14 protein-coding genes are annotated in these 13,374 nt (G+C 34.2%); 3 read left to right on the top strand and 11 right to left on the bottom strand.

Features of this window, described 5'->3' with window-relative positions:
- Window positions 1–19 precede the first annotated feature (19 nt).
- The 3 genes from EKM02_RS08440 to EKM02_RS08430 all read right to left on the bottom strand — a co-directional run bounded on the left by EKM02_RS08440 (window position 20) and on the right by EKM02_RS08430 (window position 2,337).
- Entirely contained in the window at window positions 20–637 is a 618-nt protein-coding gene (locus EKM02_RS08440) for a hypothetical protein (RefSeq protein ID WP_199878474.1), read from the bottom strand.
- A 507-nt stretch (window positions 638–1,144) separates the two neighbouring features.
- Entirely contained in the window at window positions 1,145–1,351 is a 207-nt protein-coding gene (locus EKM02_RS08435) for a dodecin family protein (RefSeq protein WP_126454147.1), read from the bottom strand.
- A gap of 86 nt (window positions 1,352–1,437) precedes the next feature.
- Window positions 1,438–2,337 (bottom strand): NifU family protein, encoded by a 900-nt coding sequence (locus EKM02_RS08430; RefSeq protein ID WP_126454145.1) that lies wholly within the window; start codon window positions 2,335–2,337, stop codon window positions 1,438–1,440.
- 169 nt (window positions 2,338–2,506) lie between these two features.
- On the opposite strand from EKM02_RS08430, the gene EKM02_RS08425 reads away from it, so the two are divergent.
- Window positions 2,507–3,505: a type IX secretion system membrane protein PorP/SprF gene (locus EKM02_RS08425; RefSeq protein ID WP_126454143.1), complete on the top strand. Its 999-nt coding sequence runs from the start codon at window positions 2,507–2,509 to the stop codon at window positions 3,503–3,505.
- An 11-nt stretch (window positions 3,506–3,516) separates the two neighbouring features.
- Window positions 3,517–4,032 carry a gamma carbonic anhydrase family protein gene (locus EKM02_RS08420; RefSeq protein WP_126454141.1) on the top strand — a complete coding sequence of 172 codons (516 nt, stop codon included), beginning with the start codon at window positions 3,517–3,519 and terminating at the stop codon, window positions 4,030–4,032.
- A gap of 12 nt (window positions 4,033–4,044) precedes the next feature.
- Here EKM02_RS08420 and murI read toward each other — a convergent pair whose 3' ends face one another.
- The 8 genes from murI to EKM02_RS08380 all read right to left on the bottom strand — a co-directional run bounded on the left by murI (window position 4,045) and on the right by EKM02_RS08380 (window position 12,388).
- Complete coding sequence (gene murI / locus EKM02_RS08415) at window positions 4,045–4,824, bottom strand: glutamate racemase (RefSeq protein WP_126454139.1); 780 nt, start codon at window positions 4,822–4,824, stop codon at window positions 4,045–4,047.
- Window positions 4,825–4,934: 110 nt separating this feature from the next.
- Complete coding sequence (locus EKM02_RS08410; RefSeq protein ID WP_126454137.1) at window positions 4,935–5,435, bottom strand: OmpH family outer membrane protein; 501 nt, start codon at window positions 5,433–5,435, stop codon at window positions 4,935–4,937.
- A gap of 21 nt (window positions 5,436–5,456) precedes the next feature.
- Window positions 5,457–6,479 carry an OmpH family outer membrane protein gene (locus EKM02_RS08405; protein WP_126454135.1) on the bottom strand — a complete coding sequence of 341 codons (1,023 nt, stop codon included), beginning with the start codon at window positions 6,477–6,479 and terminating at the stop codon, window positions 5,457–5,459.
- Between the two features lie 37 nt (window positions 6,480–6,516).
- Window positions 6,517–9,246 carry an outer membrane protein assembly factor gene (locus tag EKM02_RS08400; RefSeq protein ID WP_126454133.1) on the bottom strand — a complete coding sequence of 910 codons (2,730 nt, stop codon included), beginning with the start codon at window positions 9,244–9,246 and terminating at the stop codon, window positions 6,517–6,519.
- Entirely contained in the window at window positions 9,179–9,919 is a 741-nt protein-coding gene (locus EKM02_RS08395; RefSeq protein ID WP_126454131.1) for an isoprenyl transferase, read from the bottom strand. Before EKM02_RS08395 ends, EKM02_RS08400 begins: the two co-directional genes overlap by 68 nt.
- Window positions 9,920–9,923: 4 nt before the next feature.
- Window positions 9,924–10,598 carry a DUF6089 family protein gene (locus EKM02_RS08390; RefSeq protein WP_126454129.1) on the bottom strand — a complete coding sequence of 225 codons (675 nt, stop codon included), beginning with the start codon at window positions 10,596–10,598 and terminating at the stop codon, window positions 9,924–9,926.
- A gap of 167 nt (window positions 10,599–10,765) precedes the next feature.
- Window positions 10,766–11,650, bottom strand: coding sequence for an NAD kinase (locus EKM02_RS08385; RefSeq protein WP_126454127.1), 885 nt, complete (start codon window positions 11,648–11,650; stop codon window positions 10,766–10,768).
- A gap of 78 nt (window positions 11,651–11,728) precedes the next feature.
- Window positions 11,729–12,388, bottom strand: coding sequence for a CBS domain-containing protein (locus tag EKM02_RS08380; RefSeq protein ID WP_126454125.1), 660 nt, complete (start codon window positions 12,386–12,388; stop codon window positions 11,729–11,731).
- A gap of 113 nt (window positions 12,389–12,501) precedes the next feature.
- On the opposite strand from EKM02_RS08380, the gene EKM02_RS08375 reads away from it, so the two are divergent.
- The gene (locus EKM02_RS08375) at window positions 12,502–13,215 is read left to right on the top strand and encodes a pyridoxine 5'-phosphate synthase (protein WP_126454123.1); all 714 of its coding nucleotides are present in this window, start codon (window positions 12,502–12,504) and stop codon (window positions 13,213–13,215) included.
- Window positions 13,216–13,374: the final 159 nt, after the last annotated feature.

Below are 13,374 nucleotides of genomic sequence, written 5' to 3'. Positions count from 1 at the left end.
GGACAAAAATACGATTAAATTAATCGGCATCTTCTTCTATTTTATTTATGGTTTCTTTTTTGCTCTGTTTTAGTTCTTCCTCGCCATCATGTGCAAGGGAACTTGCTTTTTCTTTTAGAGTGTCAACAACCTCAGAAGTGGTTGTTTGTGCATCACTGGCTAAGTTTTCTGCTTTGTCAGCAGTTTCGCTTGCTTTTTCTTTTAGGGTGTCAACAACTTCAGATGCGGTTGTTTTTCCCTCAATTGCCATATCTGCTGCTTTGTCAGCAGTTGCATCAGTTTTTTCTTTTATACTATTTACTAAATCCCCAAGAGCTTCTCCGGTTTTGGCTGAATACTCGCTTAATACTTCTCTAGTATTGCTGGCAAAGTGTTCTGCTTTTTCTATAATTGGCGCTGCCGTTTCTTTTGCTTTTTCAAAAGTATCTTCAGCAAAAAGTTCTGCTTTTTCAAAATAGGGTGTTGCGCTTTCTTTTGTTTTTTCAAATGTTTCTGCTATAAAACTCTCCGCTTTTTCTAAGTAAGGCGCCGCTGTTTCTTTGGCGTGTTCAAAACTAGTTTCGGCTTTGTCCGCTAATTCACTGGTCGTTTCTTTGGCTGAGCCAAATAATTTTTTTAAAAATGATGCTAGTCCCATGGTATTTCTATTTGATTGGTCTTACAATAGTAGTGATTTTTTTCTATGATTACTTTATTAAATCATTAATAATTTGTTGATAATCAGTATTTGGCAGTAGACAGGTTTTATTTTGAATCAAGTATTACAGTTTTTCTTGGCTTGAGAAGCCTGCCTGAAAAAAAGAGAATTTGATAGTTTTGTATTTCTGTCATTGCTGCCTTAGTGCCATTCAGGTTGGTTGTTAATGGCTGGGAAATTAGCGGTGTTTATAATGTTGGGTTTGTCTTTTTCTAGGGTTGGTGCCAATGATATTGAAATCAGTGTTTTCCGGTCTACTGGATTTTTGGGGTGTTGTTATAAATAGGGACTGGTTTTAAAATGGAATTTATTCATGGGAATTTTTTTAGCCCCGGTAGAAGTGGAAATCCTTTTTCTTTTTTCTTTAAAAAGAAAAAGATTGTAACGGATGACGGGAAATTGCTCCTAAAAAAAAGCGCTTCTGATGAAACGCTTTGATTTTTTTAGCTACTCTATTCGTGTTCGAAAGTTAATTTTAGATTTATTCGAAATTCTATTATAAAAACCAATACTGACGGTTGCGCTTTGGTCATGGACATAGACGGACCGCACGTGTTTTACAGATTTCCAGGCTTTGGCTATTCCTTTTTGAGCTCCATCTTGCCAACTTGTTTTAGAACTGCAAAGAATTTCAATTACTTTTAATATTGACATGATTTCTAGGTGTTAAGATAAAATTAAAATTCGCCAATTTTTTTAACGTAACTATTTTTATGTCAATATTTTAAATGTTTTTCCTTTTATGCATTTATCGCCTCTACTTTGATGCTTTCGTCATTTAACATGCTTTTTAACATGTTTTCTATCCCGCTTTTTAAAGTAAATGTAGAGGAAGGACAGCCGCTACAAGCACCCTGTAAAATCACTTTTACGGTTTTGTCGGCTTCGTTATAGGAATCGAAGGCTATATTTCCACCATCAGCTTGTACTGCGGGTTTTACATATTCTTCTAATATATTGATGATTTGTTGCGAAGTGACATCCAGTGTATCAAATTCTTTTACTTTTATTTTTTCTTGTGCAGCTACCGTGGCAATATAATTTTCATCTAAAACAGTTCCGCCGTTTTCTATGTATTGCTTGATGAAACTTCTTAGTTCTAAGGTTATTTCTTGCCATTCATTGACTTCATATTTGGTTACGGAAATGTAATTTTCATCGATAAAAATTTCTTTAACGTAAGGGAATTTAAACAGCTCTTTTGCCAATGGAGAAGCGCCAGTTTGATCGATATTTTTGAATTCAATAGCTTTTTTGGTAAGCATTTTGCTAACAACAAATTTCAAAGCTGACGGATTAGGAGTTGTTTCGCCATATACGGTTACTGGTTGTTTTTTATGCTTGTTTTCTTCTATAGCGATGATTGTTCCACCATCATTTACAAATTTGTCTATTTGTTCCGCCACAGCATCTTTGACATCATGCCATTCTACAATATTATATTTTTCAATAGCAATAAAATTCCCGGAAATATAAATTGTTTTTACGAAAGGCAGGTAAAATAATTGTTGTGCTAAAGGGGATGTTTTTGCCTCGTCTATATTTTTGAATTCAAAACTTTCATTTTGAGTGATAAAATCGTTAAATTCAAATTTTAATATCGTCGGATTTTGGGTCTCTTTTATGGTAACTTTGTTCATCAGTTTTGAATTTTTTACGAATTTACTAAAGTTATTTTCTACGAATACCTATATTTGATTTTTTAATGAATAAATTAACTTTAGTTTACGTTTTTGATTCTGCCTTTGCTTTTTTTTAATAAATTTATATTGTTTTTTGATCGAATCCGTTTTACTAAAAAGTATTTAAATGCATAATAAGATTAGATTTCTAGCCATTATTTTTTTGATGTCTCTTTATTCCTTTTCTCAGGAAGGAATACCTGTGTACTCAGATTATTTATCAGATAATTATTACTTGATACATCCTTCTATGGCTGGTGCGGCAAATTGCGCTAAAATTAGGTTAACCGGTCGTAAGCAATGGTTCGATCAGAAGGACGCGCCTGAATTACAAACACTCAGTTTTAATGGTAAAGTAGGTGAAAAAGCAGGAGCGGGTTTTATACTTTTTAATGATAAAAACGGGTATCATTCTCAAAAAGGAATAAAATTGACGTATGCGTATCACCTTATGTTTTCTAGAGATGAAATTGATTTAAATCAATTGTCTTTCGGGATTAGTGGTGGATTGATACAAAGTCAATTAGATGAGACCGCTTTTTTGCAGTCAGGTGATTTTGATCCAATAATTGATGGAACGGTGGTTCAAAAAGATTCGTATTTTAATGTGGACTTTGGAATATCCTATAATTTTTTAGATTTTTACGCGCATGCTACAGTAAAAAATGCAATTGAAATTAGAAGAAATATTTACACGGAATATGAAAGTGATAACTTAAGAAAATTTTTATTCAGTGCAGGGTACGTTTTTGGTAATTCAGATCAAATTTTATGGGAGCCTTCTGTTTTATTCCAATTGGTGGATCAAACGAAAGAGAAGTCAATTGACCTTAATTTGAAAGCATATAAAAATTTAGATTTTGGTAGAGTTTGGGGAGGATTGTCCTATCGAAGAAGTTTTGATGGTGCAGAGTATCTTGTTGGCAATACAATTTCGAAACAAAAACTACAATATATAACACCAATTGTGGGTGTAAATTTTGATCAATTTATGGTCGCTTATACGTATTCTCAATTGTCTGGTGCGGTAAAATTTGATAATGGTGGTTACCACCAAATTACCCTTGGGATTGATTTGTTTTGTAAACCTGTTAAATACGATTGCAATTGTCCGGCAATTAACTAATTTATCTTATCATGCTAATAAAATCTGTCAACGGTAAATCACCTTCTATTCCGAAGGATTGTTATGTTGCTGAAAATGCCACTATTGTTGGCGATGTTACTTTTGGAACCAACTGTAGTGTATGGTTTAATGCAGTTATCAGAGGAGATGTTAATTGTATTAAAATTGGGAACAAAGTCAACATTCAAGATGGTGCTATTATTCATTGTACGTACAAAAAACACCCTACGCTCATAGGAAATAATGTTTCTATTGGACATAATGCAATCGTTCATGGTTGTGTGGTTCACGATAATGTATTGATTGGAATGGGGGCGATAGTAATGGACAATTGTGTTATCGAAAGTAATTCTATTGTAGCTGCTGGTGCTGTTGTTACTCAGAACACTGTTGTAGGCTCAGGGACAATCTGGGCAGGAGTTCCCGCTAGAAAAGTTAAGGATATAGATCAGTCCGATTTTGCAGGAGAAATTGAACGCATTTCGAATAATTATGTTATGTATTCCAGTTGGTTCCAGAAGGAGTAATATTCAGCCGTTTTAGAAATTTTCCTGCTCTACCGTATACTTGTTTTCTAAAATTTCAGTCAATACTTTTGGATTGGTGTTCGTATAAAAAATAGGTTCGTTGCTTTGTGATGATGCTAAACCTATATTTTTCCGCAATATGTTTTGAGTTTGTTTGGCAACTGCTTCACCGGAATCTATAATGTGAATGTGTTTAGGAAGTATTTTTTTTATTTGAGGAATCAGATACGGATAGTGACTGCAACCTAAGACTAAATAATCAATATTGGCATTAATCATAGGAATCAGGTAGGCTTGAAGTAATGTGGTCATTTCGGGCGAGTTGATCTCTCCATTTTCAATTAATTGCACCAATCCATGTCCCACTTGCTCAATTATTTTAGTATCTTGATACTTCTCAGTGGTTTTATTGAAAAGTTCACTGTTTAGTGTGCCTTGTGTAGCCAGAATTCCTATTATTTGTGTTTTTGAATGAGTGACTGCTGGTTTTATTGCAGGTTCAATTCCTATGAAAGGAACATTGTATTTAGCTCTTAATTCTTGAATGGCATTAGTTGTTGCCGTATTGCAGGCAACTACAATTAATTTACATTTCATATCAAGCAGGAATTCGGTATTTTTCATGCTTAATGCAACAATTTCCTTTTTTGTTTTTTGTCCGTAGGGTGCATTGCTGCTATCGGCTAGGTATATGGTTTTCTCGTTTGGAAGTAGTTTGTGAATTGCTTTCCAGATGGAGGTGCCACCTATTCCTGAGTCAAAAATCCCTATAGGTTGATCGTTGTTGTCCATAGAAACAAAGTTACGCGCTGAAATTTTAATTTCCTAGAATATTTGTTAAACAAAAAAAACTGCTCTGTCCTAATATAAGGTGAGCAGTTTTTTTGAACTTTGTTCTTTTTTTAGAAACCTAAATCTTTTTTTACATCCATAGTCAAGTTTGGACCATCAGCAAGTAAAAGAGTTGAACCGTCTAAAACATATTGATACCCTTTTGCTTTACCCACTTTTTGGATCGAAGCTCTTACTTTTTCCATTAATGGTTTTACGATATCAGATTCTTTTTGTTGCAATTCTTTTTGAGCATTGTCTCTGTAATCAACAATTCTTTTTTGCATGTCCTGAACCTCTTTAGAACGTTCTGTGTTAATAACTTCAGTAACTGTTGCAGCTTCTGCTTCGTATTTTTTTAATTTAGCTTGGTATTCTTCAACCATTTTTTTGTAATCAGCATCATACGTAGTACTCAACTTATCTAATTGTTTTTGAGCATCTAACATTGCAGGCATTTTTGTCATAATTTCACTTACATCTACATGTGCCGTTTTTGTTTGCGCAGTAAGTGTTTGATTTGCTCCTAAAATAACAAGGGCAGCAATTAATAGGGTTTTGATTTGTTTCATCGTTTTTAAAATATTTAGTAATTAATTATTGTTTGTATTTTCTTTTATTTTTTCCTCTTTAGCTTTTTTGATAGCTTCTCTGTCTTCCAGTATTTTTTTTCTTCTTTCTTCTAAAGCTTTCCTGCGATCTTCAATGACTTTTTTACGATCTTCCAATGTTTTAGTTCTGGCGTCAGCTTGTTTATTTTTGGCTAATTCAACAGTCTCTTTAGCATTGTCTTTTTTTAAGTCACTTACTGATGGTGCTGTAACGGTGTCAGTTATTTTAATATTTGCAGAAACCGTGCCATTTTTTTTAGCTTCTCTGTCAGCTATTATTTGTTTTCTCTTGTCATTAAATTCTTTTTTTCTTTGTTCTTGAAGTAATTTTCGATCTTCGAGCAGTTTGTCTCGGGCTATTTTTTTATCGTTCAGGATTTTTTGTCTATCGGCTAATGCAGGATTTTCATCTGACGCATCTTCCTTGCTTTCTCTAGCTTCTTCTTCCTGAAGTTGTTTTTTTGTCAGTTGTTCTCTTTTTTCTGTACGGTTCAAAATGCGTAATACTTGCTCACTGATATCAAATCTTTTTGCGGCAAACAGCATGGTAAGATCAGAGGCTTTATCAAAGATAAAATCATATTTTTTTGCTTCAGCAATATCCTGAACGGCAGTAAAAATTTGATCCTGTATTGGTTTTACCAAAATAGATTTTTGTAGGATCAAATCGCCACTGGGTCCAAATCTTTTTTGTTGATAGTCTAAATTTTCATTTTCGAGGAAACTAATTTCTGTTTCTCTTTCGCTAATGAGTTCTTTGGTTAATAGTGCTTTTTCGGCTTTTAACGCATCTTTTAATTTATTGATTTCAATTTTTTTAGTTTCAATTTCTAGTTTCCATTTTTGGGTTTTTTGCTCTAATTGAACTTTTGCTTCGGTATAATTTGGAACATTCTGTAAAATGTATTCCATGTCAATATAGCCCAGTTTGGTTCCTCTAGTCTGCGCCTTCATCGTCTGCGCAACTGCTAAGATTAAAAATAGATATAAAAATTGTTTTCTCATAAATAGTGACGTATTAGAAAAATCTTAAATCAATTTTTTAGAATTGTTGTCCAATAATAAAGTGAGTTTCCCATCCGTTTGGTTCTGCTTCTCCTGGCAGAGCGTCAAAACCATGGCCAAAATCAATTCCCAATAAACCAAATGCAGGCATGAATACACGCAACCCAACTCCTGCAGAACGACTTAAAGCAAAAGGGTTATAGCTTTTGAAATCACTAAATGATGAACCTGCTTCCATGAATGCCAAAGCATAAATTGATGCGGATGATTTTAATGTTATCGGATAGCGTAACTCCATTGAGAATTTGTTAAAAACTGTAGCTCCAATTTGATCTTCTGTGCTGTTTACGGGTGTCAATGAATTATTAGGATACCCTCTTAGCTGTATGGTTTCTCTACCATCCATAGAAAAGTTAGCCAGTCCGTCGCCCCCAAGATAAAATCGTTCAAATGGAACTGAACCTCTATCTTGATTGTATGCTCCGAGAAAACCAAATTCAGTCAACGTTCTAAGGACTAATTTTCCGTAAATCTTAGTATACCAGTCTGCTTTAAACTTTATTTTATAATATTCCAACCATTTAAATCGCTCTTGATCTACTTTACTGATGTTTGTTGCTGCAAGGTTAAAATCAGTCACTTTGTTTCCGTTAGTGTCAATATAATCTCCAATTTGAACAATATTCCCATTTCCATCAGGTTCATTTTGTCGGTCAACAGTATTTTTTAATTTATATTCTTCTTTATCGCCTAGTGTGGCATAATCTATACCATTCAACAATGAATAGGGTGGTGTAAATTTTGCGGATAAACTAAATTCGGACCCATATGTTGGAAATATAGGATTGAATCCTTTATTGGTATGCGTTAGTCCTATGGTGTACGCTAAGTTTCTGGAAGACCCGTCTCCAAAAGTAAATAATCCAGTGTTGTAATTATTTAAATCATAATGTTGGTAACTTACCGATTGAGATAAATACGTGTTGTCATCCGGAACCGTTAATCTTTTTGACAAGCCAACGGATAATGTAATGATATTAAAACTCTTAGTTCTATCGGCTCTTTGTGTTATAAAATTATTCAAAAATTGTTTGCTGTATGACAATGAGGTGCTAAAAGACACGGGTTTTTTACCTCCAAACCAAGGCTCGGAAAACGAGACGCTATACGTTTGAAAAAAGGTGCTGGCCTGTAAACGTAGCGATACTTTTTGGCCATCTCCCATTGGTAGTGGTTTGTAGGCTTCTTTATTGAGTAAGTTTCTGGCTGAAAAGTTATTAAAAGAAAGTCCCAATGTTCCAATGAAACCACCACCACCATAACCACCTTGAAGTTCGATTTGGCTGGATCCTTTCTCTGTTAGATTGTATTCAATATCAACAGTTCCTGCTCCTGAATCAACATTCTTGAACTTTGGATCGATAGTTTCCGGATCAAAAAATCCTAATTGTCCAATCTCTCTAATGGTTCGTACTAACTCTTCTTTGCTGTATTTTTCTCCTGGTTTGGTTCTTAATTCCCGGTAAATTACTCGGTCATTGGTCTTGTCGTTTCCTACAACTGTAATTTTATTGAAGTATGCAATTGGTCCTTCAGTAACTCTGATTTCAAAGTCAATGGTATCATTTGCGGTTCTTACCTCTACAGCATTGATATTAGAAAACAAATAACCGCTGTTTTGGTATAAATTCGTGATGTCCTCTCCGTCAGGTTTTGATTTGTCTGCAATTCTTTTCTCCAGAAGCACTCCGTTGTAGGTTTCCCCTTTTTTGACACCTAAAATTCTGTTTAGATATTGATCAGGATAAACGGTATTTCCTAAAAATTTAATGTTTCCAAAAAAGTATTTATTTCCTTCTTCGACATTTATTTTAATCATCAAGGCATTTTTGTCTTTGTCATAGGTAACAGAATCCGAAAGTATTCTGGCATCTCTATAGCCTTTCTCTTTGTAAGAAGCGATCACGTTTTCTAAATCCGATTTGTATTTTTCTTTTATAAATTTAGAGCCTTTTAAAACACGCAGGAAGTTTTTTTGTTTGGTGTCCTTCATTGCTTTACGCAATACTTTGTCGGATATTTTCGTGTTACCCACAAAATCAATATTTTGTATTTTTACTTTATTTCCTTTGTCTACATTGACAACCATGTTGACTTGGTTTATCGTTGTTGTGTCTTTGGCAGTGTTTATGTTTACTTTGGTGTTGTAATACCCATCTTTTTTATACTTGTTCTCGATGTAATTTTTTGTCGTGGTAATTAAGTTTTCATTGACTACTTTCCCTTTATTAAGGCTGTTGTCTTTAATTAAACCTTCCGTTTTCGACTTTTTTACACCTACAAATTTTACACCACTCAATTTTGGTAATTCCACGATATTCAAATCAAGATAGATGCTGTCATTTTCTATTCTATTGATATAAAATGAAATTTCATCGAACAATCCTAGTTTCCCTAGTTTTTTTATGGCGCTGCTTATTTGTTCACCAGGAATAGTTATCGATTGTCCTTTTTGTAGACCAGCAAAAGTAACTACAGTTTGAGTATTGAAAGTGATATCGCCAACAACTGTTACATCTCCTAGGATGTATTTTTTTCCTTGATCAAAAGGAACTCTTTCTTGTGCTTTAACTTGTGTAAAACTTCCGAAAATTAAAACGGTGAGGGCTATTCTGATGCTTTTATTTAACACTAAATAATTATTTAATTTGTTCACTTGTTTTTCCAAATCTACGTTCTCTTTTTTGATAACTAATGATAGCCTCATATAAATCTTGTTCTTTAAAGTCTGGCCACAATACATCAGTAAAATATAATTCTGCATAAGCAATTTGCCATAACAAAAAGTTACTTATTCTATGCTCTCCACTAGTTCGTATTAATAAATCTACATCAGGTAAATTTTGCGTGTAAAGATGCTCATTAATAATGGAATCGTCAATAGCGTCTATTGAAATTATATTATTTTTAACTTTACTGCAAATGTTTTTTACAGCAGTGACAATTTCCTCCCTGGAACCGTAGCTTAACGCTAGGGTTAGTGTCATTTGCGTATTGTTTTTTGTCTTATTAATAACGTCGAGGAGTTCTTTTTGTGCAGATTTTGGTAATTTTTCTAAATTACCAATTGCATTCAGTTTTATATTGTTCTCCTGTAAGGTTTTTAATTCCTTTTTTAAGGAGTTGATGAGTACCTTCATTAAGGTTTCTACTTCCAGTTTGGGTCTGTTCCAGTTTTCGGTAGAAAAAGCATAGAGTGTTAGAAAATCAATGCCTAGTTTAGCACTGGCTTCAATTATTTTTTTTACTGATTTTGTCCCGCTTTCATGACCTAAAGCTCGTAAGAGCCCTTTTTGTTTTGCCCAACGGCCATTACCATCCATTATGATAGCCAAATGGTTTGGTAGGTTAGTCGCATCTATAGTGTCTAGTAAATTCATTTTTTTATTCTGCACAATAACAGGGTTTGTTTCCAAAAGTATACGTTAGCGTAACGCCAGTGAAGACATACCAATCATTATTATTTATATTCCCAAAATTTCCATTATAACTTCCGTCTATATTATCTGTCAGCGTATACCGTGCTCCGGTTTCTAATCCCAATATTAAAGTGGGAGATAATGTTGATTTGATTCCTAAAACCATTGGGATCGCTATTGATTTTCTTCTTTCAGTTATGCCTTCGGCTGTTGTACCTGCTTGCGTGTCTGTCAATTTGTACCTGCTCAGGAAATAACTGAGTCCTGAAAACACATAAGGTGTAATTTTAGTTCGAGAATCGTGAAGATTAAAATCAAAAAAGTTGAATTCAAGCCCTAAAGAGACTTCTTTTAAATTGTTTTCAAAACGATATTCTCTTTGGTTTCTTGCTGCTTCTTTTGAATCTGAATCATCTGAATTTATGTTTGACTGCATGTATGAAAAGCGATAAGCATGTCTTGGACTTTTGTTCCATTTGTACAACAACCCAAAAGCAGGTTCGTTTGGCGCAAGGTAGGTCGTAGGACCAACATCGCCTACAAAGTTACTTCCACCCGCAAAAACACCAATTTCGTGGATCTGAGCTTGGGTGTTCATCAATGGGTGTAAGCAAAACAATAAATAGAAAATCTTGTTCATTCAATCAAAAATTGCGTGCAAATATAATAATAATCAATACGATTCAATACTCAATCAGTTAAATGTGTGTTTTTTTGATTAATTGACAAGTAAATTGCGCAAAGTGAGTGTTTTATTTATTCAAACGAAAAAAAAACGTAGAATCGTATATTATTTATTAAAATGATTTAGTTGCGCTTATCTTGTCCCCAAAGTAATTTGCTTCGAAGGGTTTTCAAAAAAGTTTCTTCGGGTATTTCTACCATATTAATTTGAAAGGGGGTTTTTTTTAAGGTCAGTATGGATTCGTTCTTTACCGAGGTAACTCTGGAGTCTAAGGATACTAAATAATTTTCCTCTCGTCCGGAAACTTTTAGTCTAATTTCTGTTTCATCCGGAACAACAAGAGGCCTGGCCGTTAGATTGTGGGGGGCAATTGGGGTGATGACAATACTTTTTACATCAGGTGTCAAGATTGGACCGCCACAACTTAAGGAATACCCGGTAGATCCTGTTGGTGTTGATATAATTAACCCATCGGCCCAATATGAATTTAAAAATTCGTTATTCAAGTACGTGTCTATCGTAATCATCGATGTAGTGTCTTTTCTACTGACCGTAATTTCATTCATGGCAAAATCCATTTTTTGGATGGATTCATTTGGTGGCGTGCAGGTCACGCTCAGTAATGTTCTTTTTGAGAGGGTGTATTTTTTGTCAATGACAAATTGCATGAATGTTGCGATATTCTCTTTTTGGACGGTAGCAAGGAAACCTAGTCTTCCCGCATTTATTCCTAAAATAGGAACTCCGGAATCCTGTACCAAAGTGGCCGCTCTTAAAATAGTTCCATCTCCTCCAATGCTGATGAGCATATCAAAACTAGAATCAAGCTCAGTATGGGATGTGAAGGTTTTGTATTTTTTTTCTACAATTTTTCTTTCGTTGAGCATCAGCAAAAAATGAGACTCAATAATCATCTCTACATTATTTTTGTTAAAAAAAACAAAGATATCATTTATAATAGGTTCGGTACTGTTTTGATAATATTGGCCGTAGATCGCTACTTTCATCTTTTTGTGTAATCGTTTAATGTTGATATGTTTGTTTTAGTATTTAATCGATTAAACAAATAATCGGTTAAACGAGCACTATATATTAAGGTACTTGTCTAAATAATCAGAGCGTTCCTTTAAATTATTGATGTAATTGTCTTCTTGATGCTCGGATATAATTTCATAATCATATCTTCTGAAAGTTTGTATAATTTCATTTATAGCGCCTAACGTTATTTTTAAGGTAACTTCGACACTCTCAACATCCAATTCGGAGACGAATACACCTAAAAGTTTACCATTGTTGCTTTCGACTATTTGGGTAATTTGACTCATCGAATAATCTAAAGCGGCTTTCTTGACAACGATAACGCCGCCGGGTTCCTTTAAAAAAGGAGTTTCATGAAAAAACTTCATGATGTCTTCTATTTGATAATAACCCACGTAGGTGTTGTTTTCGTCTAAAACCGGAACTAAATTAGTCTGATTTTTTGCAAAAACTTCTAGCACATCAAGCCATATTGTATTAGTTCTTGTGAAAAAACCTTCGAGTGAATAACGAAAATCAGATACTTTTTTAGTGCTGTCAAAAGTTTCTAGATCTTCGCGGGCAATACTGCCCAGATACACCCCTTCTTCGATTATTGGGAAATGTGAAAAGTGGACGTCATTGAAGAATTCTTGAACAACCGCAATAGTATCTTGGTTGTTAATCGCTTTAAAATCATTGGTTATATAGTCTGTAATTCCGATCATAAATAAGGCAAAAATATTTCATGCAAAATAATCAAAAATAAGCAAAAACTCCTAAGTTTTACTTTGTATTTTTGCTTCAAGAAATAGTACTGGTTTAATCAAAAAGGGTTCCAATGACAAAATTAAGTGTAAACATCAATAAAATAGCTACTTTACGTAATGCTCGTGGAGGAAATGTTCCTGATTTATTAAAAGTAGCTGCCGACATTCAAAAGTTCGGAGCGCAAGGAATTACCATACATCCTCGTCCGGATGAGCGCCACATTCGCTATCAGGATGCACGGGATTTAAAAACGACTGTTTATACGGAATATAATATAGAAGGAAATCCAGAAAAAACCTTTATAGATCTTGTTCTGGAAATAAAACCGACTCAGGTAACTCTCGTTCCGGATGCTGTTGATGCCATAACATCTAATGCTGGTTGGGATACCATAAAACACGCTTCTTATTTGACTGAAATTGTTCAGGAGTTGCAACGAAACGGAATTAGAACGTCCATTTTTGTAGATCCTGTTCTCGAAATGATTGAAGGTGCAAAAAAAATTGGAACCGAAAGAATTGAATTGTATACCGAAGCATTCGCACACCAATACAGTTTAGGAAATCAAAACGGAATTGTGCCATACACACACGCTGCTATCCTAGCCAATGAGCTTGGATTAGGGATCAATGCAGGTCATGATTTGAGTTTGGATAATCTTCAGTTTTTTAAACAAAATATCCCGGGATTACTCGAAGTTTCTATTGGTCATGCACTGATTTCCGAAGCTATTTATCTGGGATTAGACAATGTGGTGAATATGTATTTGCAAAAATTAAAATAGTTTTTTTAACCATTAAGAAATTATGATGGATTAAGTTTTAAGCTTAATAGCTTTACTTTCTTAATGGTTTTTAATTTAAATCATTGTCCCGTCCTGAAATAGCGATACACAAAAAGTATCCTAATGGAAAAACATGAAGAAACACGCTATGTGAAGCGG

The sequence above is a fragment of the Flavobacterium sp. RSP49 genome (assembly GCF_003968735.1).
GTDB lineage: Bacteria > Bacteroidota > Bacteroidia > Flavobacteriales > Flavobacteriaceae > Flavobacterium.
Note: the sequence above shows the minus strand (reverse complement) of the source record. Positions and strands in the feature narration are given on the sequence as shown.